Genomic DNA, 25130 nt, shown 5'->3' on the forward strand with positions numbered 1-25130 from the left:
CATAGGGGCCCAAAATGTCGCACCCCACCTTAACATATATCAAGGTCGGGCTCTCACAAAAGCGTGAGGTTCACCCCGACTTCAACAGCTCAATGGAGAAATACGATGTTCACCCGAGCCACCACGCTCAAACGGTCCCTACTCGGCACAGCTGCCTTGTTGCTCGCCGGCGGCCTCGCCCCCGCGCTTGCCCAGGACAACTCCCACGGTAGCGATGCGGCCGCCGCCTATTCCCCCTCCATGACGACACTCGGCGAAATTCGCGTCGAAGTGCCAGGGATGAAACCCGGCGACCCCGTTATGACAGACGCAGAATTCCAGGCTGCGACAAAAATCTATTTCGAACGCTGCGCCGGTTGTCACGGCGTGCTGCGCAAAGGGGCCACCGGTAAACCGCTGACCCCCGATATCACACGCGAGCACGGCTATGACTACCTCGAAAGCATTCTGACCTACGGTTCGCCCGCAGGGATGCCCAACTGGGGTACATCGGGCCAATTGTCCGAAGAACAGATCAACATGATGGCCCGCTACCTGTTGCTCGAGCCACCAGCGCCACCCGAGTGGGGCATGCCCGAAATGCTCGACAGCTGGGAAGTTATCGTAGCACCCGAGGATCGCCCAACCGAGAAAATGAACGACATCAACATCGAAAACCTGATGTCTGTCACGCTTCGCGACGCAGGCCAAGTGGCCCTGATTGACGGCGATACCCTAGAAATCCGCTCGATCATCGACACCGGTTATGCCGTTCACATCAGCCGTATCTCGGCATCGGGTCGCTACCTGATGGTGATCGGCCGTGACGGTCTGGTCAACATGATCGACCTGTGGATGGAAAACCCCGATACCGTTGCCAAAATCAAGATGGGCATGGAAGCCCGTTCCGTCGAGACCTCGAAATACGAAGGCTACGAGGACAAATACGTGATCGCCGGTGCCTACTGGCCTCCACAATATGTCATCATGGATGGCGACACGCTTGAGCCGCTCAAAATCGTCTCGACCCGTGGCAACATCTACGACGAACAGACCTACCACCCCGAACCCCGTGTGGCCTCGATCCTTGGGTCGCACTATGCGCCTGAATTCATCGTTAACGTTAAGGAGACGGGCAAGATTTTGATGGTCGACTACTCCGACCTGAAAAACCTCAAAACCGTCGAAATCGAAGCGGAACGCTTCTTGCACGATGGGGGCCTTGATAGCACCCACCGTTACTTCATGGTGGCCGCCAACGCCCGTAACAAAATTGCGGTCGTGGACACCAAAGAAGGCAAGTTGACCGCATTGGTCGAAACCGAAGGCCAGACACCTCACCCGGGTCGCGGCGCCAACTTCATGCACCCTGTGTTCGGTCCCGTCTGGTCCACCTCGCACCTGGGCGATGAAAGCATTGCGTTGATCGGCACGGACCCCGAGGGTCACCCCGAACAGGCATGGACACTCGTCGATAGCTTCTACGGTCTGGGCGGCGGGTCGCTGTTTATCAAAACACACCCCAACTCCGACCACCTCTATGTCGACGCGCCACTCAACCCTGACGAAGACACATCCGCCTCTGTGGCCGTGTTCAAAATCTCGGAAATGGATGGCGACCGCGAAACCGAAGAGGACTACACTGTTCTTCCAATCGGTGAATGGGCCGGCATCGAAGGTGGGCAACCACGCGTTGTGCAACCCGAGTTCAACAAACAGGGGACCGAAGTCTGGTTCTCCGTGTGGAACTCCAAAGACCAGGAAAGCGCCATCGTTGTTGTCGACGACGCGACCCTTGAGCTGAAAAAGGTCATCAAGGATCCGCGCCTGATCACACCAACAGGCAAATTCAACGTCTACAACACACAAAAGGACGTCTATTAATCCTTGATAGACTTTCCACACTTATCGGGGCGCTGTTCGCGTAGTTGTCACCGATAAGCAGCCCGGCCACGCCTCACCGCGTGGCCGGTTTGTTTTTGTCCCGCGCCGCCCGTCACACCGGCCGCACCCGACATCCCCATGCCCGCCGACGGACCAAAAAACAGGCCGCCCGCCAAAGTGTCCCCGTCAAAGGAGGGAAGACACATGGCAAACGGCCCGCTTTCGGGATCGTGTCACAGGGTCAGGGGCATAAGGCCCGAGGCTCGACGCCTCGCCTAGAGCGGTTTACGCGCCAACATCGTTGCAAACTGGAGCTGCGCCCCGTTGTGCATGGTGCCAAGATCCTCGTTCGACTTGAGCATCTCCCACCCCTGATAGATCGCGCCGAGTTGCCCCTCTTGTAGCGTAAACGGAAAGGGGACCGGACAGGGATGCGCGTCCGTATCCATCGCACAAACGATCAGGTTGTAACCACCGGGGACAGTATGCGCCTGCATATCGGCCAGAACCGCCGCGACCCGCGCGGGGTCCAGAAACATCAGCGTCACGGTACACGAAATAAACCCGTAATCGGCATCCAGAGCGGCGTGGTTGAGGTCATACATGCGCAGGTCGATATTGCTGATGTCTTCGTGCTCAATAATAGACTGCAGCGCCTGAAGCGCATTGGCATTGCTGTCCACGGCGGTGACATCAAACCCCAGTTGGCTCAGGTACAGGGCATTGCGGCCACTGGAGCATCCCATATCAAGCACGCTGCACGGTTTGATATGGGTACAGGCGTCGATCACTTCGCTATGAGGCGGGGTTATGCCGTAAAGGCTGTTCAGATCTGTCATTGTTATCTCCGATATGGGGCGGCCTGTTCGGGGGGCCTCGCACTGCAAACATCAAACCGTCTGCGGCCAATGTCATGGACACACAGGAATACGCACCTGTGTACGCCCCTCTCTAGGATCACGGTGCTCCCCTGCGATCAACCCCGAATACACCCGCGTGCGAAAGCGCCGCAGACAGGCCGGCACGGCCCCGCGCCAACACCGGCACGCAGCGGCCCGAACGCGGGATTTTTACGACGCTACGCTGCGGTGTGGCTGTGTCGGGCCGGTCCGTCAACGATCATCATGGGACACCCGCGCGAACACCGTTCAACGCGGCTGTCGATGCCGTAAAGCTGACTGATCATCTGCGGCGTCAGAACCTCCAACGTGGGGCCGGTCGCAAGGATACGCCCCTGTCCGAGCGCCATCACGGTGGTACAGGCCCGCATGACCTGATTGAGATCGTGCAGCGCAAGGATCATGACCGCCCCCGTGTCACGCGCATACTGGCGCAGCGCCTCGAGAACCTCATACTGACGGTAAAGATCCAGTGCCGAGGTCGGTTCGTCCATTAAAACCACCTTGGGCCGCGTCACCAGGGTTTGGGCAATGGACACCGCCTGTCGCTGACCGCCCGAGAGTTCCGGCAATTGCAGGTCGGCCAGATGGGCCACGCCGAACTGGTGCAGCACGGTATCAACCGCCGCCAGTTCCGGTGTGGACAACCGCCACCCGCCACGGCCCTGCTTCAACGCGAGTATGATGGATTCATAGACCGTGAGCGCCGCACTCATGCCGGTATCTTGGGGCATATACCGCAGGTCATCACGCACAGCACCCGACAAACGCACCGCGCCCGCGCCGCGCAACTGTCCCGCCATGCGCCGGAACAGGGTCGACTTTCCCGCCGCATTCGCCCCGACCAAGGCCGTCAAACTGCCCCCCGGAATCTGCGGTGTGGATGCACCGGCCAGAACCGTGCGCCGTCCGTAGCGTGCGCCGATTTGATCAAGAGCGAGAGTCACCATGATTTACGTCCTTTTGTCAAAATGAGCGCGGCGAAAAACGGCACACCGACGAGAGCCGTGATAATCCCGATGGGCAAGACCGCACCGGGCAGGATGGCCTTGGACAGGACCGAGGTCGCGGACAGGATCACCGCCCCCGACAGCATCGCCCCGGGCAAAAAGAACCGTTGATCCTCGCCCAACAACAACCGCGCCACATGCGGCCCGACAATGCCGATAAAGCCGATCGTCCCGACGAATGAGACCGGAACGGCGGCGAGCAACGATACGAGAAACAGCGATTCGAGGCGCAACCGCTTGACCGGCACGCCCATGGCCGCCGCGCGGGTTTCGCCCAGACGGATCGCCGTCAGCGCCCAGGCACGGCGCGCGAACAGCGGGGCGCACACCGCCAGAATCGCCGCGGTGACGGCAACTTTGGCCCATGTCGCTTTTGTCAGGCTGCCCATGGTCCAGAACACCACCGCCGACAGCGCCTGTTCGGAGGCGAAAAATTGCAACAACGCCAACGCCGCGTTGAACGAAAAAACCAACGCAATCCCCAACAGGATGATGGTTTCCACCGTCACCCCGCGCAACGTCGACAACCCGAAGATCAACAGCGATGCCGCCATCGCCATGGCAAAGGCATTGATCGGCACCATCAACGCAATGGCGGCGGGAAACAGGGAGACGCCCAACACCATCGCCAAAGCCGCCCCGAAACTCGCCGCCGCCGACAACCCGAGGGTAAAGGGACTGGCCAACGGGTTGGCAAGAATCGTCTGCATCTGTGCCCCCGCCAACGACAGGCTCGCACCAACGGTCACGGCCAACAGCGCCATCGGCATCCGGATATCCCAGACCACAACGCGCATCTGCACCTCGGCCGCACCGGGGGCGAAAACCGTGCGCAACACATCCGGCAGGGAATACCGCGCCGGCCCAAGTGCGACATCGACCGCCAGAGAGAGCAGCAAAAGAACGGTCAGACCGCCCAAAATCAGGATCCGCCGCGCAACCAGACCGCGATAGCTTTCGGCGTGCGAGGGGGTATGTTCAGTCACAGCAGTCATGGGAAATGCTCCACAGGTTAGGGGCGACCCAAAGGCCGCCCCATCAGATCAGATCAATGCGCCGCGGCATCCAGCGACACCCAGTACCCCGGGCGGTAATCAACCGGCAGGAACCGCGCATGAAGTTCGGCCAACGTCGCCTCGGCATCGAGATCGGGGAACAGGTCGGGATGCAGCCACGTTGCCAACCGCTGCACAGCGATAAAGCTGTAGGGGTTGTTGTAGAACTGGTGCCAGATCGCGTGGACCTGACCCTCTTCCACCGCTTTGACACCGGTAAATCCGGGACGCTGCATCAGCGCGGCCAGTTTCACACGCGCCTCGGCCTCATCAGCATCGGGGCCAAGACCGACCCATGCCCCGCCCGGCACATAGGCCTCCCAATTGCCGCCCGTGACGACGATCTGGTCGGGGTTCGACGCGATCACCTGTTCGGCATTCACCGTTCCGAACGTACCGGGGATAAACGGAGCGGCCATGTTTTCGCCCCCCGCCACGTCGACAAACGTGCCAAAGTTGCCGTGACCGAAAGACATGCAACAGTCCTCGGAATAACCGCCGGCGCGTTCGACAAACACAAGCGGACGCTCAAGGTCCGGTTGCGCGGCGATGACATCCGTCACGCGGGCCATCTGGGCGTCATAAAAGGCATTGAATTCGGCGGCACGGTCGTCTTTGCCAAACAACTGGCCGATGATCTGCATCGACCGGGACGTATGCACAAACGGCTTTTCACGAAAATCGACATAGACGATGGGAATACCGACCTTGGCGAGTTTTTCCTCATAGCCCGCTTCCTCGGTGGCCGCCTTTGCCTCAAGGTTCAAAATCAGCACATCGGGATCAAGGGCAACAGCCTGTTCGATGTCGAATGTGCCGTCCTTGAACCCGCCAAACGTGGGGATGTCGGCAATCTGCGGGAATTTCTCGGCATAAAGCGCGTAGCTCTCCGGCGCGGCCTGAAGCAGGTCGTCACGCCAACCCACAACACGTTGGAACGGGTCATCCCCGTCCAGAACAGCCGCGAAAAAGATCTGTCGCCCCTCACCGAGAATCACGCGATCGGCGGGGCCGTCCAACGTCACTTCGCGCCCCGCGATATCGGTCAGGGTTATGGGATCAGCCAGTGTCAGGGTAGGCAAAAGTGTCAGCACAGTCGCGCCAATCAAAAATCGAAGGGTCATATTTGTGTCCTTGGTTTCAGTAACTCTGGACGGGATAGATGTACCTTAGTGTTTTAGTCAAGATATAAGTTGACAAAAACACTCGGATACTAGAAATCTCGGAAAACTCGAATGGGAACCACCATGACCGCCACACAGCACGCCAACCGGACCATCAGGGACGAGATCCGCGATTACTGGTCCGATCGCGCCGCGACCTTTGACAACGATCCCGGCCACAAGATCACCGACGGTGCCGAAATGGCGGCGTGGGAGGCCCTGTTTCACAAACACCTTGGCGCGGCCCGCGGGCGCAGGCTGCTTGATCTCGCGTCTGGTACCGGCGAAATTTCCCGCCTGTGCAACGCAATGGGGTTCGAGACAACGGGACTGGACTGGTCCGAACCGATGTTGGAGCGGGCGCGGGCAAAGCTACCCGATGTCACATTCCTGCAAGCGGACGCAGAGCGCACAACCCTGCCACCGGCCAGTATGGACGTGATCGTGACGCGCCACCTTGTCTGGACGTTGGTCGATCCGGCCGCGGCCTTTGCCGAATGGCATCGGGTCCTGACCCCCGGTGGGATCCTGTTGGTCGTCGACGGTGATTTCGTCACCCGGAACTGGGTGGCGCGGATGATGACGCGGTTTGCCCCCGCCGCCACCCACGGACACGCCGCCCGCCACAAGGAGATCCTGTCACAGGTCCATTTCTCGCAAGGGGCGCGGGCCGATGCGGTGGCACACCTGTTGGGCAATGCGGGGTTTTCACCCGTCAGGATCGACCGTCGCCTTGGCCCGATCCACCGCGCACAGGCCGCACAGTTGGGATGGCGCAAATCACTGCTGCGCCGCTGTGAACACCGTTACGCCATCTGTGCGCACAAACGCCTGCCGCCGCCCGCATAAAGGGCCGGCGCGGCCTGACGCCCCCTCATCACCCTGTTGTCTCCCCCCCGTCATGGCCCTTTGGGTTTTGGCGCGTTCAGGGGGGAGGTGCCGCTTGGCCCCTGCCGACCTTTGTTCGGTGACCAGACGGGTCAGGCGCCCCGCCCCCCTATTCGCAAACCGTCCCGAAAAACCGCAACGCACCTGACTTTCGTCAAGGGAATAGGTGCAAACCCCATGCATGTTAGCGCCATGAGACACCTGTTGACCGTCTTGTTTTTGGCTCTGCCCACCATAGGTTTTGCCTCGGCTCTGATCCCTTCGTGCCGAAGCTCGGACCTCCTATGGCGGGCAGAGGTCCAAACCGGCACCCTCACCATTTACAACGACCCTGCCGCAACCGTGGCCCATACCCGTGTCCTTGAGGCGCGGGATCATGTGGTGTCACAGACCGCCGCCCTCCTTTACCACGCCGGCCAAAACGCCTTTCTCGTCGCCCTTGAGGCCGCCCCCGAGCTGTGGCTTGTGGACCTTGATGAGGGTGCGGGCCCCTATTATGACGGATTCGTACACAGCTACATCGCAGGGATGGAGGAAAGCCTCTCCTCGGAAGAGGGCCGGTTTTCGCGCCTGCGCATTGATCTGGAAACCCCGCTGACCGCCATCCGGCCCGCCGCCGATGATCCCAGAGCGGTTGACGGATTGCGCCCCGACGGGTCATGTGTACGCGTCCACCTGATTGCCAAACGCGAGATTGGCCCCTGCCCTGACGGAGCATTCAAATGACCGACGATCTGTTTTCCGGCCCACGGTGGTCGCGACGCAAAATCACCGTGGTTCTCTATCCCTTTGCCGCCGCCGCTGTGGCCATCAACCTGTTCATGGCCTCTTTGGTCACGCAGGTGATCGGTCTGCCCGCCCTGCCCCCGGTCTGGGCGCTTGGCCTGTCGGTGCCGCTTGGCGTGCCTGCCGCGATGCTGTTTGGCCGTTGGGTCGAGGGGCTGCTCGACGAGGCCGCCGAATAACGCGCGCCCCGACCGCCCCACCCGACATCCCCCCGCACAACGAATTGCACAACGAAAAACGCCGCCCCGAAGGAGCGGCGTTGTTTTACCCTGAAGTTCGCGCGGGTCGGTCTTTATTCGCTCAGCGAAACAAAATAGGCGGCCATATCTTCGGCACCTTTTTTGTGCTTGTAGGTCATTTTGGTTTTGGCACCGTCATCACCTGTGACTTCGATCAGCCATGCTTTCGGATCGGTGATGTAAGCGGCAAAGCTTTCTTCGTCCCAAACGGCACCGGCTTCGCCAGCGGCAACAATGCTGTCACCGTAACGGAAATCCTCAACGGAACCGACTTGACGGCCAATCACGCCACCCAGATCGGGACCGGTTTTACCGCCCTTCTGAATGACAGTGCCGTCGGCCGCTGTCACCGAGTGGCAAGCTTTGCACTTTTTGAAATCCGCTTCGCCAACAGCGGCGTCACCTGCGAATGCAGCGGAGCCCATAAGTGGCAAAGCACAAAGTGCGAGAACGAGAGTTTTCATGTGTGTGTCCCTTCGATAAGTCTATGTCGGATCAAGTGATAAAGGATTCAAGACGCGCATCCTTGACTATACTCAAGAGGTCACGTGCCTCTTGTGCAGTGTCTACCATGCTTAGCCCCGTGGATAAACCATCCGCAAGGGCCGCACTCCGCGAAGACACGGAAAGTTGTTTGGCGCCGCGGGGACGTAATGTCGCAGTCCGCGGGTCAAGGATGTGCCCCTGCGTCCCCGCCCCGTCCAAAACCGTCCCCATCAGGGCCGATGTCGCAATGGCACGGTCACGCAACACATGCGCGGCACTCTCGCCCGCAATGGTCACAGGCCACCCTGCCCCGTTTGCGGATCCGTCCGGTGCCACGCCAAGCGCGGCAATCTCGCCGGTATCAATCAATACATCGGTGATTCCCTCGGACCGCAACAGCTGCGCCACACGATCCGCGATATACCCCTGTGCAATACCGTTGAGCGTCAACGCCTGACCCGCATCCAGTTGCACCGCCTCACTGTCGAACCGCACGCGCCCGAACCCGACGAGATCCGCCGCCGCCGCGACATCCGCCGCCGCAGGCGCCTGCCCCTGTGCCGCGGCCTGTGCCACGACCTGCCACAACGGCTGTACCGTCGGATCAAACCGGCCTTCGGTAATGTCATGCACGCGGCGCGCCACGGCCAGACAATCAAGCATCTCGAACGACGGCGCATCCAGACGCCCCGCCGCGTTCAACCGCATCAGATCGCTATCGGCGCGATAGAGGCTAAACACCCCCTCAAGGCGGGAAATTTCCGCCTGTGCGCGGGCCGAGATATGCGCGGCATCCGGATGATCCAGAATGATCTGGGCCTTGGCACCAAGGGCAATCCCCTGCCACCGGTAGGTCGATGCACAGGCCCCGAACGCGGCGCTCGTCAAACAAGCGGCGGAGGCAATGGTCAGAAAACGGCGACGTGAAAGCGTCATGGATTAGTTCCCTTTACTTTGGCTCAACGCATTTAACCGCGCGGCCATCTCATCTGTCCCGTCGTCCGCATCGGCGGCAACGGGTTCGGGGGCCGCAAGCGTATCTTCGGCCGTAATCGTTTCGAAGCGGCGCACTTCGCCGCCATTCTCATCTGCAAATTTCTGTGCGGCGGCGTCACTGGAAAACGGAACAAACTCGGGGGCATCCATGCCGCCCATCACCCGTGAACCAATCACGTAAACCGCGTCTTCGGCGCGGACCCATGCCCCGGGATTATCCCATGTCCCCGATGTCATATCCTGCACATAGGTGACCATAACCGCATGGCTTTGCTCGGGCATATGCAGATAGGCCACGGCATCCTTGACCTGCGAGAAAAACAGCGGTGCGGGCATCCCGTCGAGGTGGATCTGACCCTTTGGCCCGTCATGTTCCAACAGCGCCATCTGGCAATAGAACCCCGCCGAGTCCGCGGTCACATCAATAGGATCGGGCAAGGCCGCAGTCTCGTCCTGACACGCCGCCAACAGGGCCGCGCACAGGGTGAGGGACACCAGACGCGTCATCATGGCTGCACCTTTTCAAACGCAAGACGCGCAAACCCGAGCGCCAACAGCGGCCAGAGCAAAAGCGACACAAGCGGTTTCCAGATTGCGATGGAGCTTGCCGCCCCCGACAGGCCCGAAACCGCGCCGACGGCATCAGAGGCCGCGAGGTTGAAAATACGGAACGCATCGGCGGGGTTGAGAACCAGAGCCCACGGGAACACCTGAGTGGTGAACGACCCGCCGTCATCGGCCACAACAGCCGCCAAAAGGCCAAGGTCATAGAGCACAATCGCAATGAGCCAAAGCCCGATGGCCATCGCCGCCGCCCCCGAGGGACGCCGCGCAAGGCAGGACATCAAATAGCCAAGCGACAGGAACACCGCCCCCAAAAGGACCGAGGTCCAGATCAGACGCCACAGCGCCGGCAGACCATTCGCGGCCATGCTACCGCCGGACCAGAACGCGGCCAATGCGGCCACGCCGTAACCTGCGACAACCGCCACGGCCACCACGGCCAGTTGCGCGGCGAGTTTGCCGATGAGCAATTCGGTGCGTGACAACGGGTAGGTCAGATGCAGCGGCAAGGTGCCGCGCTCGACCTCGCCCGCGATGGCGTCAAACGAGATCAACAGCGCAATCAGCGGCACCAGATAGACCGACAAAGAGGTGAGCGAGGCGACCGTTACCGAAAGCGGATCAACGGCCAGATCGCCCGAGGGCGCGGAGCCTGCCGCCGAGAGGACAAGCGAGAACAGCACCATCATCGCGACCGCAACGGAAACCCAGCGGTTGCGCAGGGCAATCGCGAATTCGATGCGGGCGGTGGAGAGAAAGCGGTTGAGCATCATGCGGCCTTCGAGCTGATATGAGCATAAATATCGTCAAGTGACGGCGGATGAATATCGAAATCCTCGATCTGGTCGGCGGCGGCGGTGATCCGCCCGAGCACGTCGAGTTTTTGGGCCTGGGCGAAATCCATCACCCATTGGCCGCTGTGCTCTTTCGCCTCGGGGAAGCGTGCCGCCACGGCGGCCCCCTGCCCCGCGCGCGGGCGCAACGACACCGTGAGCGGCAACGCGGCCTCGCTGCGCAAATCGCCCAATGTGCCTTCGGTCACTTTATGGCCTTTGGACAGGATCACGATGCGGTCCGTGCGGGCCTCGACTTCCGAGAGCGCGTGCGAGGAAAGCAGGATCGCGGTGCCATGGGCGGCCAGATCGTCGAGCAGGGTGTAGAATTCGCGGCGCGATACGGGATCAAGGCCCGAGGTCGGCTCGTCGAGAATCATCAGGCGCGGGGCGCCGATCAGCGCTTGGGCCAGTCCGACGCGTTGACGCATCCCTTTGGAATAGGTGCCGATCCGGCGTCGTGCCGCATCGCCAAGGCCCACCCGCTCCAACAGCTCCTCGGCCTTGGACACGGGTTCGCCGCGCAGGCGCAGGAAGTGGCGGATCTGCTCGCGACCGGTGAGGGCCGGATGGAAGGCGGCATTTTCGGGCAGATAGGCGGTCAGGGCGCGCGCCACCGGCGATCCGGGCGCATGTCCGGCAATCGACATCTCGCCGCCATCGGCATGAATGAGGCCAAGCACGAGTTTCATCAAGGTGGATTTGCCCGCCCCGTTGTGGCCCAATAACGCCACACGCTCGCCCGCCGACACCGACAGGGAGACATCGTTCAAAGCGGTCTGCGCCCCGTAGCGTTTAGTGAGATGCGAGAGGGTCAAAATCGTCATCACGACCTCCGTTTACCCAAAGCGGTGTGCTTTGCGCCAAGAGTTGAAAGGGCCGCGGCACGTCACGCACAGGCGCGGATGTGAGCGGATGGCTGTCCACAACACCGCCGGTTTGCGTGGCGGGAAACTGTTCCTGAGACCACCGCACAAGTTGCACAGCCGGCGCCCCGAGCAGCAGTTTCGCGGCCGGTTGCGACCATAGGATATGGTCCATTAAATCATTGGGGCGATAAATGCTATCGGCACGCGCATCCCCATCCAGATCAAAGGCGGGATGATCGGACCAATAGTTGCCCGTCCCCTCGAACGACCACTCCACATCGCGGGTACCCACATATTTGACCTGCGTGCGATTGCCGATAAAGGCGTTCTTGGTGATGGTGTTGCGCTCGGATCCGGCGGTGAAATGCACGCCGATATCGCAGCCCTGAAAGGTGTTATCCGCCAACAGGTTCTGGTGCGAGTTATACACAAACACACATTTCTCCGTCCCGCCCGTCACCAGATTGGCAAAGATATCGGATTTGTTGGTAAAGTTGAGCATGACCCCGTGGTCACGGTCATTCACCGAAATATTGTCCCGCGCCACGATCCGGTCCGAGTACATCATCGCAAACCCCAAATGGTTGCCGATGGACACGTTGCCCGCAATCAGGCTGTCGTTGGTATACATATAATGGATGGCGAACCGCAGATCGCGCATCAGGTTGCCACGGTAGGTATTGTCCCGCGACGTGTTGGAAAAAATGCCGTCCCGCCCGTAGCGGATTTCATTGTCCTCGACCACCGATCCCGGCGCGTTCCAGACATAAATGCCATTGCCGCGGTCATTCATCCGCGCCAGACGCAGACCCTCGATCCGGTTGCCTTTGACAAGCGCATCACGCGCCCCGTGGATGTCCACACCCACAAGATTGCCGACGATGTCATTGTCGATCACCCGCGCACGGGTGGCCTTTTTGGTCAGCTTCAGACCCGCATCAATCGTATCATGCGACCGGCCCGACCCCGTCACGGTCAATCCCGTCACCGTCACATCCGCCGCATCAATCGTGATGACAGACCCCTGCCCCGCTCCGTCGATCACCGCACCCGGCGCGCCCGACAGACGCAAAGGAACAGTGATGGTCAACGGGCCAGAATACTGGCCCGCCGAAAGAATGACCTCGTCGCCCGCCGCAGCATGTGCCACGGCGGAGACGAGCGCCCCGTCGCCCGGTTGCACCACGATCCGCTCCGCGACCACAGGGGACGCGCACAGAACCGCAGCAACGATGAGAGCAACGAGACGGGTCATCAGGCTTTAGGCTCGACGAGCATACGGCCGCGCATTTCCATGTGGAGTGCGTGACAGAACCACTGGCAATAGTACCAGTAAACGCCGGGTTTCGATGCCACGAAGCTGATGGACGCTGTCGCCTGTGGGGCAACTTCCATCGCAACGCCGTGGTTGTTCATCGTGAAGCCGTGGGTCAGGTCGTCGATGTCGTCAAGGTTGGTGACATAGACCGTCACTTCGTTGCCCTCCTGGACCGTGAATTTCTCAAGCGAGAATTGCGGTGCCTGAGACGACATGTAGACGCGGACCTTGTTGCCATCGCGGATAACCGTGTCTTGGTAGTCATCCAGATCAACACCGTCGGCCTCGGCCTGTGCGCGGGCATCGGACCACGTCACGTCATTGCGGTCCCAAACAGACACAGGGTTCACAACAGAGGCGTGAACAATGATGCTGTCGTGGGGTTCGGCAAAGGTCGGACCATCGTGAACCATGGTCAGTTCGCTGCCGTTGATCGAGAACAATTGCTCGTTTTCAGGCTTCAACGGACCAACGTTGAGGAAACGGTCTTTCGAGAACTTGTTCATCGTGATGTACCATTTGCCATCCGCGTCAAGTGTCTCGCCCATCGAGGTCGAGTTGTGACCGGGCTGGTAATGAACGTCTTCTTTGGTGAGGATCGGATCGACGTCTTCGCCGTTGTAGGCGCGTACGGCGTCTTCGATGTTCCACATCACAACCTGGCTGTCGAGGAAGAGCGTGGTCAACGCATTGCCCTTGCCGTCAAAACAGGTGTGGAGTGGCCCGAGGCCCAATTCAGGCTCGGCAACGATTGCCGAACGTGGGTCGATGTCGCTTTCGAACAGCGCGTCGAGTTTGCGCACGTCGATCACGGACACGGTTGGCGACAATTTACCTGCAACGCACAGGTGGATTTTGTCGGGCGCCATGTTCACGCCGTGGGGCGAGTTGGGGATCGGAATGTAGCGTGTGTACTTTTTGTTCTGGCCTTTACGGCCGTCAATCACAGGCACACCGTTGAGAACCTGAACGTCGCCGTTGGCCACGCCTTTTTCGATCTCTTTGATGTTGAACACAACGACGTGGTCCATTTCGGCTTCCATCATCTCGGCGAGGTTCATCCCCATTTCCGAGTTATAGGAGGTCGAGAAGGCGTATTTGCCGTCGTAGTCACAATCGGTGTTGTCGAGGTTGCCCGACACCATAACCTGCCATGCGACTTTCATTTCGTCGGCGTGGATGGCGGTGTAGAAGTTCACGTACTGCGATGGATCGTCGAGGATTTTACCGTCGTTGATCATTGGTACTTCGTCTTCGCCGTTGGCAAATACGTAGTCGGTGCGTGGCCACTTTTGTGGGCGCAGGCCGTGGATGGCTTTGGCGTTCGGGATCTCGAGGATCTTGTCACACTTCATCACGTCACAACGCACACGTGCCACACGGGTGTTGGCCTTGTCGTTCATGAACAGGAAACGGCCGTCATATTTGCCCTCGGTAAAGGACATGTGGACGTGGTGCAAATCGCCGTTGTCGTGGATTTGCTTGCCCTGTGCTGCGAGGAACTTTTTGGTTTCTGGCAACATGTTTTCTGTGTGGATCTTGATGGATTCGTTGGTGGACCCCCAACCCGTTGCGGAACAACGGTTGAACACGGGAACGCGCATCAGTTCGCGCATGGACGGAATGCCCAGGATGCGCATTTCACCGCACTGGCCCGAGGACCAGAAGCCGTAGTATTCGTCAAGTTCGCCCGGTCCGGGGATCAAGGAGTGTGCGTCCTGCGCCGCAGCCGACGTGGCTGTTGCGGCTGTGACCGCGGCGGCACCGCCCAAGAGGCCAAGACGGCCGGTTGCGCCGCCAACAACGGCTGCACCGGTCGCGGTTGCGCCGATGAAACCGCGACGGCTCAGACCGCCTTTGGGTTCGTTTTTCATTGAGTCAGACATGGGTTTTCCCTTCCCTATTTGCTGATATTCGGATGGTTTGCCAATGCGGCGGCTTTTGCGCCCGTGAGTACGGGGGCCGTCACCGATGCGCGGCGTTTGAGTTGTTTGATCACCACAGGACACTTGTCCTTGGACTGGTAGAGCACCTGACAATGCATGCAGTTCACGCATTCGTTGGGGTTGATTTCGCCCGTCGGGTGAATGGCCTGAACCGGACACTCGTGCGCACAGGTCTGGCACGGGCTACCGCATTCCTTGTAGCGTTTGAGCCAGTCAAACATGCGCAGGCGTGCGGGGATCGCCAGTGCTGCACCAAGCGGGCACAGGTAGCGACAGTAGAACCGCTCGACGAACAGACCCGCCATCAACAGCGCCACAGCATAGGCCACAAACGGCCAGGCGCGCATGAATTTGAGAATGATCGCGGTTTTGAACGGTTCGACCTCGGCAAGGTGTTCGGCCTGCTCGATAGAGTAGAGCGAAACCCCGAAAAGACCGAGGAAAATCATGTACTTGAGTGGCCATAGCCGCTCGTGCAGCCCCCACGGCAGCGTCCACTGCGGGATGCCGATCTTGCGGGCGACCTGGTTGGACAGCTCTTGCAGCGCCCCGAACGGACACAGCCATCCGCAATAGGCCCCACGCCCCCAGAACAACAGCGCCGTCGCCACCGAGAACCACAGGATAAAGGTCAGCGGGTCAAGCAGGAACGCCTGCCAGCTAAAGCCCGAGGTCAACGCCCCGAACAGCGCCATCAGGTTCACAACCGACAGCTGCGCATTGGCGTAAAAGCCCAGAAACACAAGCGTGACCATCAGGAACGACATGCGGAACCAGTAGGTAAACCGCGCCGAACGTGTCACGTAGGTCTGGAAAAAGAACGCCGCCGTGAGCACGAACAGCATCACACCAAGCGCCGCAATCTCGACCGTTTTATCCTCCCAGATCCGTTTCCACAGGGCGTTTTGCGCGTCCATCTCGCTCGCATGACCCTCGGCCTCAACCGGCGCAGGGGCCACAATCGGCGACAGATAGGCGGGCGGCAACTGATAGCCGAGATCATAAGTCAGAAAGACCTTTTCGATCGCGGCCACATCGCGTTGTACCAAAAGCTGGATCCGGAACGGCTTGGTCGGATCAAAACCGGAATCCGCCGGAATTTTAAAGAGATCTTTCTCGACGAACTCGGGCGCACCGGAGGCCGCAATCGCCCCCATCCGTTTGTGACCACGGTCGCGGAAACGCACCGACACGTCATCCTGAATCAACACGATACGGTCGAAAATCCCGCCGCGCACATAGCCCGACCCCTTGAACGAATAAATCCCGCGGCCAACCACAGCAACAGCGTGCTCGCCCTCGTCAAGCCACGCAGTCAGGTTGCTATATTCCGCATCGCCAAGGATCGCCTCGCCAATCGCAGGCACAGACACCAAGGCCGCTTGCATATCGATAAATGTCGTCTCGGGCGCCTCCGTCAACGCCCGTTTCGCCGTGCGCGGATCGCCCATCTCCTCGAACGCGGCATTGATCTGACCCACGTCCAGAGCCAAGCGGCGCACAGTTCCGTCGCCTTCCATCTCGGTCCAGCTGTCAGGCATCGCGGCATCGGCATTGATGACAAATTGCGGACCCGTATCCACCTCGGTATGCAACCCGCCAAGGCCAAGCGCACGCGCCACCTTCAACCCGGAACGAATGATACTGTCGTCAATCACCATGATCGTCACGGTCGCGCCGGAGATAATGTTGAGATCGTGACCCGACCCCCCTGCCGCGGCTTCCTCGACAAGGCTGAGACCGATGTAATCCACCATCATCGCCTTGATCTTGGTGTCGGGAATACCGATCAACACAATCGGCTCGGAGTGTTTCACCAAATCGATCCCGAGAATACGCGCATCGTCGTCCACGGCCACCATCGTGTGAATCGGCTTACCCGAATACCCCGTCGTGCCGACGAAATCCGATGTGATAAACACATGACCGATCTGCGCGCCCTCTTTCATCAGGGGCGCGACCGCGACATCATCGCGAATGGGACCGAACGCATCGGCACCGGGGACAAGATCACCGGGGGAAATTTTGGAGAGGAATTGCGCGAGCACCGGCTGAGCGGTCTGGGCGCGGGCGCCTCCCGTCATGGAAACGACAATCAACACCGTTGCGAAAAGCAAACAGGCGAAATGCCGAACACGGGTCAGGAGCGAAAGAACAAAACGACTGGGCATCAGTTATACCTTGCTTTTGGACGGGGGGCCACGGGACGGGGACGCAACACGTTCAACACGCACAGGCAGGATCGTCAGGGCCGCAAAAACAGTATCCGCACGCATCACAACGGCCGGAACATCCGGGAGTGCGGTCAATGTGGCGAGAGGCACGAGCGAACAGTCGGCGCAATGTCCGCACTGCGTTGTCGATGAGGGAGAAATCGCATTGCCGTTGCGGTCAATCTGGACCGTTTCGGCCCCCTCGGTCGCGCAAATGACAATCTGCGTCACACCCACACGCGCCATCGCATGCGCCGTGCGTTTGTAGCCACCAATTCCCGCGCCAAGCAGAAGGCTCAGCGACAGAATCAATGTGAGAAAAGTGTGCGTCAGACGTGTCATGCCACAGCAATCCTGCATTCGGACAAACTTATCTTTGATCTAAGTCAAACATATTTGCCGTTATCTTTCAAAGTCTTTCAAATATTTAAGAAATCACAGCCATGAATGCGTCTAATTTGGCCTGAACTTCAAAGAGATCGAAAAACTATAGCTCGCCTGCGTCAAACCCTTCGGGGCCGAGGGGAACCGCCGCGCCGATTTCGCTGCCGCTACGGCAGCCTGATCAAGCACCGGATTGCCCGAACCTTGCGCGATAGACACCGCCCCGAGCGCACCATTGGCCCCGACGGTAAGTTTGAGTTTCACCTGCCCCGTTGCGCCGTTTGCCGCACGGGGATAGCGCTGAGCACGTTGGATATTGCGCCGGATCGTCGCTCCCCATTTGGACATCAAGGATGCTGTTTGCGCCTTGGACACCCCTGCGGTGGTCCCCTGCCCGCCCGCTGTCGCGGGTTTTGCGGCGGCGGGAGATGTGGTGGCGGGTTTTGACGGCGTGGAAACGGGTTTCGGTTTGGCCGTTGCGGTGCGCGGCACAGCCGCAGGGGCCGGACGTTCGGGGCGGGGTTTAGGCGCAATTGCCGGTGGTGGCACCTGTTGCGGTAGGGCGATCTGTGGCGCGGGGGCCGTGTCGTCAAACATCGGCGGCGGCAGTGTCGCAACGGGATCGGGCAACGCGGACGGTGGCGTCTCGGACGGCGCAGTATAGGGTGCGCGATCCTCGGGCGGGGTGACATCCAGCGACAGATCCTCGATCTGCGGCTGTGCCTGTTGCGAAACGGATTGCGCCACCTGCGTGGGGGTTTCCCATGCCGCGATCATCTGTGTGTAATCTTGCGGGGCCACCGTGATCTCACCCGCCATTGCCGGTGCGGCGGCAACGATAACCGTATCGACGCGGGTCATATGGGCAATCACCGCCCCATGCAGGCCCACAGCCATCAGACCCGCAACCAACAGGTCGATCCGTGATGTGAGCCAGACACTCATTTCTGCACCGTTACGAGGGCGATGTTTTCGACCCCGATCCCGCCCAACCGGCTCAAAAGTGCAGTCAAGTCCCGCGCCGGTGCGGCATGATCGGCCATGAGGTCAAGCGGGCAGGCGGCACAACCGAGCGCCCATTGCCCAAGCGCGTCCATGACGGCGCTCTCGCCCTCGGATGTGTTGAACGCCAACGCGCCGGTGCGCGACAGGTAAAGCGTATCCACATCGCGTCGCGCCTGATCCGTTGCGGCCTCGGGGGCCGAAATATCCATCGGTGGCGGCGGCACCAGACGCGCCGTCATCAAAAAGAAGATCAGCAAAAGGAAAACCACATTGATCATCGGCACCAAACCGATGTCCATGCGGTCGCGTTCCGGTCGGGACAGTTTCATTCCTGTGCCTCCACCAATGCGGTATTTGGCAATCCGGCGGCGGTGAGGTGGTCGAGCAGATCAACGAGCATCTGGACAGAGACCTCCCCGGACGCGCGGACCAGAATCGTATCCGTCGGGGTCTCCATCAGCGTAGGCAGCTGCGCCGTTATCTCGGCGAGCGGCATGTTTACCCCGTTCAGCAAAACGCCCTCCGCCGTGACATCCACCAAACGCGGCGGCCCAACGTATGGCGCGTCGGAAATCGTATGCGGTGTCGCCCGAACGGCGATCGTCGCCTCACGCGAATATTGCGCGGCCAACATGAAAAATACCAAAAGCAGGAACACCACATCGATCATCGGCGTGAGCGACGGGCGCAACCGCACCTTTCGATATGATCGCGTTAGCTGCATCGACCTCTTACCCTTTGGTCCGGTTTGTGGCGATGAGAATGCGTGTGGCGCGGGCTTCGATGTCGCGGGTCATCCGTTCCGCCGTGCTGTCAAAACCGGCCAGAGCCAGTGACGCAGGAATCGCCACCGCCATGCCCGCCGCCGTGGTCAGCAACGCTTCCCAAATCCCGCCGGCAAGCACCCCGGGGTCGGCCTGATTGCCGGACGTTTGCAGCGCCTGAAACGCGGCGATCATCCCCAAAACCGTTCCCAACAGACCCAAAAGAGGGGCGATCGCGGCAATCACCTCAAGCGCACGCAATCCATGACGGACCTGTGCGACGCAATCGGTGGCCACAAGCTCCGCCTCGGCCTCTGCATCTTGGCGGGGCAGCGTTCTAACGGCGTCTTGCGTGGCCTGTTCGATGCGCCCCAGAACGGTGTGACCGGACGACGCCCCCGACCATGCGCCCAACCGGAACAGGTGCATCAGTTTCCAAATGATGAGCGTTGCGGTGGCGAGCGACAAAAGCGCAATCGCGACCATCGCATAGCCACCTTTGTCGTAGATCATCGCGTAAAGGGACATGACATCCATGGGTCGCTCCTCGTTGCAGTCTTTGTGCCTATCTGACGATTCGGGCCTCTGTGCGCCTTGATCGAAGACAAGCTTCGCGAAACCGTGTGGCGAAAGTTCACAGCTGTGAACAGCTACGCCGCGTCCTTTCGCATCAGGGCCATAATCATCGGGCCACAGGAAAATTCCCCGACCGCCGCTTTGGCACTCAAGCTGCGCAGATACCCGCCGGGGGATCTGATGTCGGTGACACGTTCAAGCATCGCGGCCAAGGCAATCGAGGCCTGTGCGGCCCCCATATCCCGTTTGGCATCATTCCACGCCGAGGGCGAAATTCCCATCATCGGGCGGACGGTTTCGGCGGCGCGCACGAACTCGTGCCAATGCCGGATCGGTCCGTCTGAATAAGTCTGTAATTCACCGCACGCTTGCAACACCATTGCGAGAGGCAGGTTGGGGAGCGCCCGATCCGGGGGCAGGGGGGTATCAGTATCGGTATCTATATCTGTCGCTGTCTCTGGCTCACAATCAAGTAACGCGACCTCGCCGGTTTCCACAGGCGCGTCCAAAGACGGCTCGGAGGCCACGGATCCGCCTTTCGCGTTTTCTAAGCGAAGTTCAAGATCATAAGAGTCTTTAATTGAATTCTGATAGTGCTGCTCACTGTGAGCGTCATTGGTGCTCATATCTTCTGCAATACGTGGCTCCAGAATATCGCGTGCGTGGTCGAGTGCAGCACGCAGATCAACCTCCATCGCCTCCAGATCCGCCACCGCCAACTTGCGGCGAAGGGCGCGGGCGGACAACACGGCCAGATCGCTGAACTGACCCCAAATCGCAAGGTCGGGGCGCACATCTTCGCCGTATTCGGTCAGCGACGCCAGATCACGGCGCATCAGGCTCACAGCCTCGCGCAGACGCTTGTACCGCTCGGCCTCGGCACGCACGGCTTCGGCCGCCGCACAGATTTCGGCAAAGCGCGTGACGAGCGGCGTGAGATCAAACCCGAACGCCAGTTTTTCATCCCCATAGTGACGCGCATACCGTTTCCCGTTGGGGCTATCACGGCGAATAATCATCCCCGCATGGACAAGGCGGCCCAAATGGCGGCGCATGGTCGAGGTGGGCATACCATTCAGACGCTCACAGATCGATTTGTTGGACGGATGCACAATCAACGCACTGTCATTACCGCCCAAAATCGTCGCCTGATGAAAACTGACAAGCGCCTGAAGCACCGTCATATCGCGGTCGGTGAGGCCGTAAACCTCACGCGCGGCGGCCACTTCGCGGAGCGCCTCCCATTTGTTGACCCCATTTGGCGGCAGCTCTTTGGAGCCATGCGCCTGATGTTTCAACATGACAGCATCTATCGTTCGCCGGAACGGCGTGACTGGCGTGTATCCCATATCTGTTCACGAAGACAAAGATTTCCCGCTCCGCGAATCACTTTGGACTTGCGGATTGTTGCTCTCGACACTACCTTGAAGGTGCTAGAAACAAGTTAGGGTCTCGTGGAGCTATGTCTTTACGGGGCCTTTTCTTTGGTCCGGTCGTGCCTCCTTTTTGTTATCGTTGCTCTTCCTCAGTCTTCGACGCGCCGTAACCAGCGCGTGTGAAGCTCGTCTATCAACTCTTGCGCCTCGGCCTCGACCCAGTCGGCGAACCCGCCGCCCTGTAGGCTCAGAGTGATGCCCTTTGTGGTGCGTTTGATGCTTCCGCCACGCTGACCACCGATGCGAATGGGCTGTGCCTTCGTCGCGCGGGCAGGGGAGGGGGCGGCGGATTGTGCCACCGCTTTGCCCACGGCCGCCTCGACCGCCTGAAACGCCGCCACGGAGACGTCGGTGGGGTCGGGCACACGGTCCTCGGTGACCAAGGCCACGCTGGCTTTGGTATGCACATCGTCGGCCACCTGGATCAGGCGGGCGCGGTCCACGCCCTTGGCCTCGATCATCTTGGCAAGCGCGTCCCACCGTGGTCGCCCGATGCCATGCGCCGCACCGATCGCGCGGATCACATCAGCCCCGATCATATCCACCACGGCCAAGGCCATCGAAATGGACGATTTGGTCACTGTGAGCACTTCGGCGACTTGTGACTGTGTGCCAAAGCCGTTTTCGATAAGCTCTTGGGAAAAAAGGGCTTTTTCAATGTATGATAGGTCGCGGCGGGCCATGTTCTCGGAAATTTGCGCCCGCAGGGCGGCATCATCGTCAAGGTTGGCCACGAGGGCGCGGACCTTTTCGACCTTGTCGGACAGGCGGATGGATTCCAAACGGCGGCGGCCATAGACGAGCAGATATTGATCCGGCTCGGTGGGGTGGCGGCGCACCAGAATCGGCACGGTCTGGCCGTTGGCCTCAATCGCGGCGCGCAGATCGGCCACGTCCTCGGGTTCGAGACGGTCGGCGAGGCGGTCGTCGATAATCGCCGCGGGATCAAGTTCCCAGACACGGTGGCCATCGACGGCATCGCGGGCCGAGCGCAGCGCACGGTTGTTGGACATCATCGAGGTCGCGGAGACGGGCGCGGGGCCACCCGAGGCCGCGAGGCTATCGAGCATCGACATCCGCTTTTTCTTGCCATTGGTCATGTGTCTCGCCCCCATGTCTTTTGGATCAGTTGAGAGATTTCGTCGTTCACCGCATTGAGGCTTTCGACCGCGCGGTCGTAGGTGGAGCGGGTAAAGGCGCTGCGCTCGACCTCGTAGAGGGTTTGTTTGGTCAGGCCCGCGTCCGAGATGGCGGTGGATTTGAGCATCTGTGCGTTGAGCACGCTATCGCCGTACATCGTGCGCAAGAACGCGACGATCCGGTTTTGCGGGGCATCGGCGGGTTCGTACCGCGTGAGGACATAGCGCATCCAGTCGTGGGACATATCCGCGCCGCTTTCGGCGATCACGTCCATCAGGTCGGCAGTCATCCGCAGGAACTGGCTCATCGACATGACGTCGAGCATTTCGGGGTGGATGGTGACCAGAACGCCGGTCGCGGCGGAGAGCGCCGACATGGTGAGAAAGCCCAGTTGCGGCGGGCAGTCGATCACCACGACATCATAGTCGTCGTCCACTTGGGCCAAGGCCTCTTTGACGCGGAAAAAGAACAGGCCCGCGTTGCCTTGGGACAGGGCGCGGGGGGTTTCGTGTTCGAATTCCATCAGTTCGAGGTTGCCCGGAATGAGGTCGAGGTTCGGGATATAGGTTTGGCGGATCACCGTGCGGATCGGGTCGGGATCGTCGTAGCGGATCGCATCGTAGAGCGTGCCGCCGTCGACGAGGTCGAACTCGGGTTGCACGCCGTGCAGCGCGGTGAGCGAGGCCTGCGGGTCAAGGTCGATGGCGAGGACGCGGTACCCCGACAGGGCGAGGCGTTGCGCGAGGTGGGCGGCGGTGGTGGTTTTGCCGGAGCCGCCTTTGAAGTTCATCACGCCGATGATCTGCATGTGGTCGCCGTCGCGCCGCCCCGGCAGGTAATCGCCCGCCTTGCGCGCGGTTTTTTCCAACAGAACCCGCAGCTCCTGAATGTCGCGGGCCGAATAGAGGCGGCGGTTGCCGGGGGTGAGTTCGGGGGAGGGGCCTTTGCCGTCGAGGTGCAGTTTACGCAGGTAGGAATCGGTAACACCGAGCAGGGCGGCGGCCTCGCCCGACATGAATTTGCGCATCTTTTTGCTGGCGTCAGGCGGGAACAGGCTTTCGCGTTGCGCGTGCAACTGTTGGGCCAACCACTCGGAGTGTTGACGGATGACCGCATTGAGGTCTTCATGCTCTTGGGTCTTGCTCATTTGCCCTCTCGCGCCGTTCTCGGCTGTCTTTGCCGTACACGATCCGAACGTCTACTGGCGCGGTATCGTGTTCACGGTGTTTGGCGTTTATCGCCGCTTTTCCGTGACTATTGCCGAAAGACTCGGATTCGCGCAAGGCTTTTCTGGGATAGATCCGTCCAGATTTAGTAGGGCAGGGCGCCAAACACACTACAGGCACGCAAATCGCCACATATATAGCGACACCCCCGACACCGCGAAACGCGGGCTTCGGACCGGACACGAATCTCGCGGCACCGGCGGGCAAAACGGCGGGCAAAACGGCGCAATCCGCGACAGGGCCGCCGCCGGATCCACCAAAACACCGGCCCGCGCCCGACCTTCGAAATATTTTTTCGAGCTATTTTGTCGCGGTGTTCGCGCGGGATTCCGACGCAGGGCCGCACAGGACCGGCCCGCCCGATCCTGACCGGAGCGCCCCCGCAACAGGACGCCAGACGCATATCCAAATTTCTTAGTGTTTTCATAAAGCTTCAGGCGGGCTCACGTAAATGTGATGTGCTTTCAACGCCTTGGACGCGACCCGATTGCCCCTGTGTGACGGCCCTAAAAGATGCATCCCCGAGACACCAATTTCGACGGTTCCGCATCCGCGATACACCGCGCCACATCGGAGCGCACCACGCGGACACCTCGCGGGCGCAGACAGTCCGAACTGGCACCCCGCCACAGCCGCGCGGCCTATGATCTATGTCAAAGGGGCGCGGTACGGTGCCTGTTAGGTCAAGCCCGTGAACAACGAGCGAGACCATGCAACACACGCCTGCACGCCGATCCTTTCTAAAAGGCCGCTTTACCAAAGCGACCCATATCCGCCCCCCGGGATCCGTGGCGGCGTTTCACGATCTATGCACCCAGTGCGGCGCCTGTGCCAACGCCTGTCCCACGGGAATCATCTACCGCGACAACGACGGCTTTCCCGTGATCAACCTGCGCGCGGGGACCTGTCTGTTTTGCTCGGCCTGCGCCGACGCCTGTGAACCCGCCGCCATCGCACCCGCACCCGCGTGGTCGGTACGGGCAAAGGCAGATGCCTCATGCCTGTCGATGACCGGCGTCACCTGTCGCACCTGCGAAGACCAGTGCGACGCACAAGCCATCCGGTTCCGCCTTCAGACCGGCGGTCGGGCCATTCCCGAATTCGACGCGGATATGTGTACGGGCTGCGGCGCCTGTGCGGCGCCATGTCCGACCAACTCAATCACGTTTTACGACAAAAACCCCCAACACGAGGAAACATCATGCTGAATATTTGTGGATGCCTCGTCCATGCGCTGCCCGAACGGGAAGATCAGGTGATCACCGCGATCGCGGCAATGGATGGATGCGAAGTGCACGCCAACGAAAACGGCCGTGTCGTTGTCACCGTCGAGGATACCGGAACCAAACGCGCATCGGACCAGATCATGGATATGCACCAGATCCCTGGCGTTTTGACTGTCACTCTTACCTACCACCACTTTGAACCGCTCGGCGAACACCCCGCCGCCGCGATGTCGCTCTGAGGAGAT

26 protein-coding genes are annotated in these 25130 nt (G+C 60.4%); 6 read left to right on the forward strand and 20 right to left on the reverse strand.

What is annotated here, in order from left to right:
* Window positions 1–105: 105 nt before the first annotated feature.
* Window positions 106–1863, forward strand: coding sequence for a cytochrome D1 domain-containing protein (locus ACN0Q0_RS14170; protein WP_417244061.1), 1758 nt, complete (start codon window positions 106–108; stop codon window positions 1861–1863).
* 275 nt (window positions 1864–2138) lie between these two features.
* Here ACN0Q0_RS14170 and tehB read toward each other — a convergent pair whose 3' ends face one another.
* The 4 genes from tehB to ACN0Q0_RS14190 form a co-directional block, all read right to left on the reverse strand.
* The gene (gene tehB / locus ACN0Q0_RS14175) at window positions 2139–2702 is read right to left on the reverse strand and encodes a tellurite resistance methyltransferase TehB (RefSeq protein WP_417244062.1); all 564 of its coding nucleotides are present in this window, start codon (window positions 2700–2702) and stop codon (window positions 2139–2141) included.
* Window positions 2703–2941: 239 nt separating this feature from the next.
* Window positions 2942–3712, reverse strand: coding sequence for an ABC transporter ATP-binding protein (locus tag ACN0Q0_RS14180; RefSeq protein WP_417244063.1), 771 nt, complete (start codon window positions 3710–3712; stop codon window positions 2942–2944).
* Window positions 3706–4767, reverse strand: a complete 1062-nt coding sequence (locus ACN0Q0_RS14185) for a FecCD family ABC transporter permease (RefSeq protein ID WP_417244064.1) — start codon at window positions 4765–4767, stop codon at window positions 3706–3708. The genes ACN0Q0_RS14180 and ACN0Q0_RS14185 overlap by 7 nt, the downstream gene beginning before the upstream one ends.
* A gap of 53 nt (window positions 4768–4820) precedes the next feature.
* On the reverse strand, window positions 4821–5951 hold the full coding sequence (locus ACN0Q0_RS14190; protein WP_417244065.1) for an ABC transporter substrate-binding protein: 1131 nt from the start codon (window positions 5949–5951) through the stop codon (window positions 4821–4823).
* 123 nt (window positions 5952–6074) lie between these two features.
* Here ACN0Q0_RS14190 and ACN0Q0_RS14195 point away from each other — a divergent pair, with 123 nt between their 5' ends.
* The 3 genes from ACN0Q0_RS14195 (at window position 6075) to ACN0Q0_RS14205 (ending at window position 7843) form a co-directional block, all read left to right on the forward strand.
* Window positions 6075–6839, forward strand: a complete 765-nt coding sequence (locus ACN0Q0_RS14195) for a class I SAM-dependent methyltransferase (RefSeq protein WP_417244066.1) — start codon at window positions 6075–6077, stop codon at window positions 6837–6839.
* Between the two features lie 243 nt (window positions 6840–7082).
* Window positions 7083–7604, forward strand: a complete 522-nt coding sequence (locus ACN0Q0_RS14200; RefSeq protein ID WP_417244067.1) for a hypothetical protein — start codon at window positions 7083–7085, stop codon at window positions 7602–7604.
* Complete coding sequence (locus ACN0Q0_RS14205; protein ID WP_417244068.1) at window positions 7601–7843, forward strand: hypothetical protein; 243 nt, start codon at window positions 7601–7603, stop codon at window positions 7841–7843. The genes ACN0Q0_RS14200 and ACN0Q0_RS14205 overlap by 4 nt, the downstream gene beginning before the upstream one ends.
* Before the next feature lie 113 nt (window positions 7844–7956).
* Here ACN0Q0_RS14205 and ACN0Q0_RS14210 read toward each other — a convergent pair whose 3' ends face one another.
* The 16 genes from ACN0Q0_RS14210 to repA form a co-directional block, all read right to left on the reverse strand.
* Window positions 7957–8367, reverse strand: coding sequence for a c-type cytochrome (locus ACN0Q0_RS14210; protein WP_417244069.1), 411 nt, complete (start codon window positions 8365–8367; stop codon window positions 7957–7959).
* Window positions 8368–8398: 31 nt separating this feature from the next.
* Complete coding sequence (locus ACN0Q0_RS14215; protein WP_417244070.1) at window positions 8399–9325, reverse strand: FAD:protein FMN transferase; 927 nt, start codon at window positions 9323–9325, stop codon at window positions 8399–8401.
* Window positions 9326–9328: 3 nt separating this feature from the next.
* Window positions 9329–9895 (reverse strand): nitrous oxide reductase accessory protein NosL, encoded by a 567-nt coding sequence (locus ACN0Q0_RS14220; RefSeq protein ID WP_417244071.1) that lies wholly within the window; start codon window positions 9893–9895, stop codon window positions 9329–9331.
* The gene (locus tag ACN0Q0_RS14225) at window positions 9892–10719 is read right to left on the reverse strand and encodes an ABC transporter permease (RefSeq protein WP_417244113.1); all 828 of its coding nucleotides are present in this window, start codon (window positions 10717–10719) and stop codon (window positions 9892–9894) included. Before ACN0Q0_RS14225 ends, ACN0Q0_RS14220 begins: the two co-directional genes overlap by 4 nt.
* Window positions 10719–11609 (reverse strand): ABC transporter ATP-binding protein, encoded by an 891-nt coding sequence (locus tag ACN0Q0_RS14230; RefSeq protein ID WP_417244072.1) that lies wholly within the window; start codon window positions 11607–11609, stop codon window positions 10719–10721. The genes ACN0Q0_RS14225 and ACN0Q0_RS14230 overlap by 1 nt, the downstream gene beginning before the upstream one ends.
* Window positions 11578–12906: a nitrous oxide reductase family maturation protein NosD gene (locus ACN0Q0_RS14235; RefSeq protein ID WP_417244073.1), complete on the reverse strand. Its 1329-nt coding sequence runs from the start codon at window positions 12904–12906 to the stop codon at window positions 11578–11580. The genes ACN0Q0_RS14230 and ACN0Q0_RS14235 overlap by 32 nt, the downstream gene beginning before the upstream one ends.
* Window positions 12906–14855: a TAT-dependent nitrous-oxide reductase gene (nosZ, locus tag ACN0Q0_RS14240; protein WP_417244074.1), complete on the reverse strand. Its 1950-nt coding sequence runs from the start codon at window positions 14853–14855 to the stop codon at window positions 12906–12908. Before nosZ ends, ACN0Q0_RS14235 begins: the two co-directional genes overlap by 1 nt.
* A gap of 14 nt (window positions 14856–14869) precedes the next feature.
* Entirely contained in the window at window positions 14870–16999 is a 2130-nt protein-coding gene (locus ACN0Q0_RS14245; RefSeq protein ID WP_417244114.1) for a 4Fe-4S binding protein, read from the reverse strand.
* Between the two features lie 90 nt (window positions 17000–17089).
* Window positions 17090–17470, reverse strand: a complete 381-nt coding sequence (locus ACN0Q0_RS14250; RefSeq protein ID WP_417244075.1) for a DUF2946 family protein — start codon at window positions 17468–17470, stop codon at window positions 17090–17092.
* A gap of 111 nt (window positions 17471–17581) precedes the next feature.
* On the reverse strand, window positions 17582–18457 hold the full coding sequence (locus ACN0Q0_RS14255; RefSeq protein WP_417244076.1) for a TonB family protein: 876 nt from the start codon (window positions 18455–18457) through the stop codon (window positions 17582–17584).
* A complete protein-coding gene (locus ACN0Q0_RS14260; protein ID WP_417244077.1) occupies window positions 18454–18846 on the reverse strand; it encodes an ExbD/TolR family protein in 393 nt (130 codons plus the stop codon). Before ACN0Q0_RS14260 ends, ACN0Q0_RS14255 begins: the two co-directional genes overlap by 4 nt.
* The gene (locus ACN0Q0_RS14265; protein WP_417244078.1) at window positions 18843–19241 is read right to left on the reverse strand and encodes an ExbD/TolR family protein; all 399 of its coding nucleotides are present in this window, start codon (window positions 19239–19241) and stop codon (window positions 18843–18845) included. The genes ACN0Q0_RS14260 and ACN0Q0_RS14265 overlap by 4 nt, the downstream gene beginning before the upstream one ends.
* Window positions 19242–19248: 7 nt before the next feature.
* On the reverse strand, window positions 19249–19818 hold the full coding sequence (locus ACN0Q0_RS14270; protein WP_417244079.1) for a MotA/TolQ/ExbB proton channel family protein: 570 nt from the start codon (window positions 19816–19818) through the stop codon (window positions 19249–19251).
* Window positions 19819–19931: 113 nt separating this feature from the next.
* The gene (repC, locus tag ACN0Q0_RS14275; RefSeq protein WP_417244080.1) at window positions 19932–21206 is read right to left on the reverse strand and encodes a plasmid replication protein RepC; all 1275 of its coding nucleotides are present in this window, start codon (window positions 21204–21206) and stop codon (window positions 19932–19934) included.
* A gap of 176 nt (window positions 21207–21382) precedes the next feature.
* On the reverse strand, window positions 21383–22393 hold the full coding sequence (gene repB / locus ACN0Q0_RS14280) for a plasmid partitioning protein RepB (protein WP_417244081.1): 1011 nt from the start codon (window positions 22391–22393) through the stop codon (window positions 21383–21385).
* A complete protein-coding gene (gene repA, locus ACN0Q0_RS14285; protein WP_417244082.1) occupies window positions 22390–23580 on the reverse strand; it encodes a plasmid partitioning protein RepA in 1191 nt (396 codons plus the stop codon). Before repA ends, repB begins: the two co-directional genes overlap by 4 nt.
* A 789-nt stretch (window positions 23581–24369) precedes the next feature.
* Here repA and napF point away from each other — a divergent pair.
* Both napF and ACN0Q0_RS14295 read left to right on the forward strand, forming a co-directional pair.
* Window positions 24370–24867 (forward strand): ferredoxin-type protein NapF, encoded by a 498-nt coding sequence (napF, locus tag ACN0Q0_RS14290; RefSeq protein ID WP_417244083.1) that lies wholly within the window; start codon window positions 24370–24372, stop codon window positions 24865–24867.
* The gene (locus tag ACN0Q0_RS14295) at window positions 24861–25124 is read left to right on the forward strand and encodes a chaperone NapD (protein ID WP_417244084.1); all 264 of its coding nucleotides are present in this window, start codon (window positions 24861–24863) and stop codon (window positions 25122–25124) included. The genes napF and ACN0Q0_RS14295 overlap by 7 nt, the downstream gene beginning before the upstream one ends.
* Window positions 25125–25130 lie beyond the last annotated feature (6 nt).

It is taken from the genome of Celeribacter sp., assembly GCF_048259695.1.
In the GTDB taxonomy this organism is placed as follows: domain Bacteria; phylum Pseudomonadota; class Alphaproteobacteria; order Rhodobacterales; family Rhodobacteraceae; genus Celeribacter.

Coding starts and splice junctions, on each gene's coding strand:
- ACN0Q0_RS14270 (WP_417244079.1), bottom strand. CDS start 19,818: ATGGATGTCATGTCCCTTTACGCGATGATCTACGACAAAGGTGGCTAT.
- ACN0Q0_RS14245 (WP_417244114.1), bottom strand. CDS start 16,999: ATGACGGGAGGCGCCCGCGCCCAGACCGCTCAGCCGGTGCTCGCGCAA.
- ACN0Q0_RS14215 (WP_417244070.1), bottom strand. CDS start 9,325: ATGACGCTTTCACGTCGCCGTTTTCTGACCATTGCCTCCGCCGCTTGT.
- ACN0Q0_RS14235 (WP_417244073.1), bottom strand. CDS start 12,906: ATGACCCGTCTCGTTGCTCTCATCGTTGCTGCGGTTCTGTGCGCGTCC.
- ACN0Q0_RS14180 (WP_417244063.1), bottom strand. CDS start 3,712: ATGGTGACTCTCGCTCTTGATCAAATCGGCGCACGCTACGGACGGCGC.
- ACN0Q0_RS14225 (WP_417244113.1), bottom strand. CDS start 10,719: ATGCTCAACCGCTTTCTCTCCACCGCCCGCATCGAATTCGCGATTGCC.
- ACN0Q0_RS14255 (WP_417244076.1), bottom strand. CDS start 18,457: ATGAGTGTCTGGCTCACATCACGGATCGACCTGTTGGTTGCGGGTCTG.
- ACN0Q0_RS14210 (WP_417244069.1), bottom strand. CDS start 8,367: ATGAAAACTCTCGTTCTCGCACTTTGTGCTTTGCCACTTATGGGCTCC.
- ACN0Q0_RS14195 (WP_417244066.1), top strand. CDS start 6,075: ATGACCGCCACACAGCACGCCAACCGGACCATCAGGGACGAGATCCGC.
- repA (WP_417244082.1), bottom strand. CDS start 23,580: ATGAGCAAGACCCAAGAGCATGAAGACCTCAATGCGGTCATCCGTCAA.
- ACN0Q0_RS14185 (WP_417244064.1), bottom strand. CDS start 4,767: ATGACTGCTGTGACTGAACATACCCCCTCGCACGCCGAAAGCTATCGC.
- ACN0Q0_RS14190 (WP_417244065.1), bottom strand. CDS start 5,951: ATGACCCTTCGATTTTTGATTGGCGCGACTGTGCTGACACTTTTGCCT.
- ACN0Q0_RS14230 (WP_417244072.1), bottom strand. CDS start 11,609: ATGACGATTTTGACCCTCTCGCATCTCACTAAACGCTACGGGGCGCAG.
- tehB (WP_417244062.1), bottom strand. CDS start 2,702: ATGACAGATCTGAACAGCCTTTACGGCATAACCCCGCCTCATAGCGAA.
- napF (WP_417244083.1), top strand. CDS start 24,370: ATGCAACACACGCCTGCACGCCGATCCTTTCTAAAAGGCCGCTTTACC.
- ACN0Q0_RS14295 (WP_417244084.1), top strand. CDS start 24,861: ATGCTGAATATTTGTGGATGCCTCGTCCATGCGCTGCCCGAACGGGAA.
- ACN0Q0_RS14265 (WP_417244078.1), bottom strand. CDS start 19,241: ATGCAGCTAACGCGATCATATCGAAAGGTGCGGTTGCGCCCGTCGCTC.
- ACN0Q0_RS14205 (WP_417244068.1), top strand. CDS start 7,601: ATGACCGACGATCTGTTTTCCGGCCCACGGTGGTCGCGACGCAAAATC.
- ACN0Q0_RS14170 (WP_417244061.1), top strand. CDS start 106: ATGTTCACCCGAGCCACCACGCTCAAACGGTCCCTACTCGGCACAGCT.
- repB (WP_417244081.1), bottom strand. CDS start 22,393: ATGACCAATGGCAAGAAAAAGCGGATGTCGATGCTCGATAGCCTCGCG.
- repC (WP_417244080.1), bottom strand. CDS start 21,206: ATGGGATACACGCCAGTCACGCCGTTCCGGCGAACGATAGATGCTGTC.
- ACN0Q0_RS14260 (WP_417244077.1), bottom strand. CDS start 18,846: ATGAAACTGTCCCGACCGGAACGCGACCGCATGGACATCGGTTTGGTG.
- nosZ (WP_417244074.1), bottom strand. CDS start 14,855: ATGTCTGACTCAATGAAAAACGAACCCAAAGGCGGTCTGAGCCGTCGC.
- ACN0Q0_RS14220 (WP_417244071.1), bottom strand. CDS start 9,895: ATGATGACGCGTCTGGTGTCCCTCACCCTGTGCGCGGCCCTGTTGGCG.
- ACN0Q0_RS14250 (WP_417244075.1), bottom strand. CDS start 17,470: ATGACACGTCTGACGCACACTTTTCTCACATTGATTCTGTCGCTGAGC.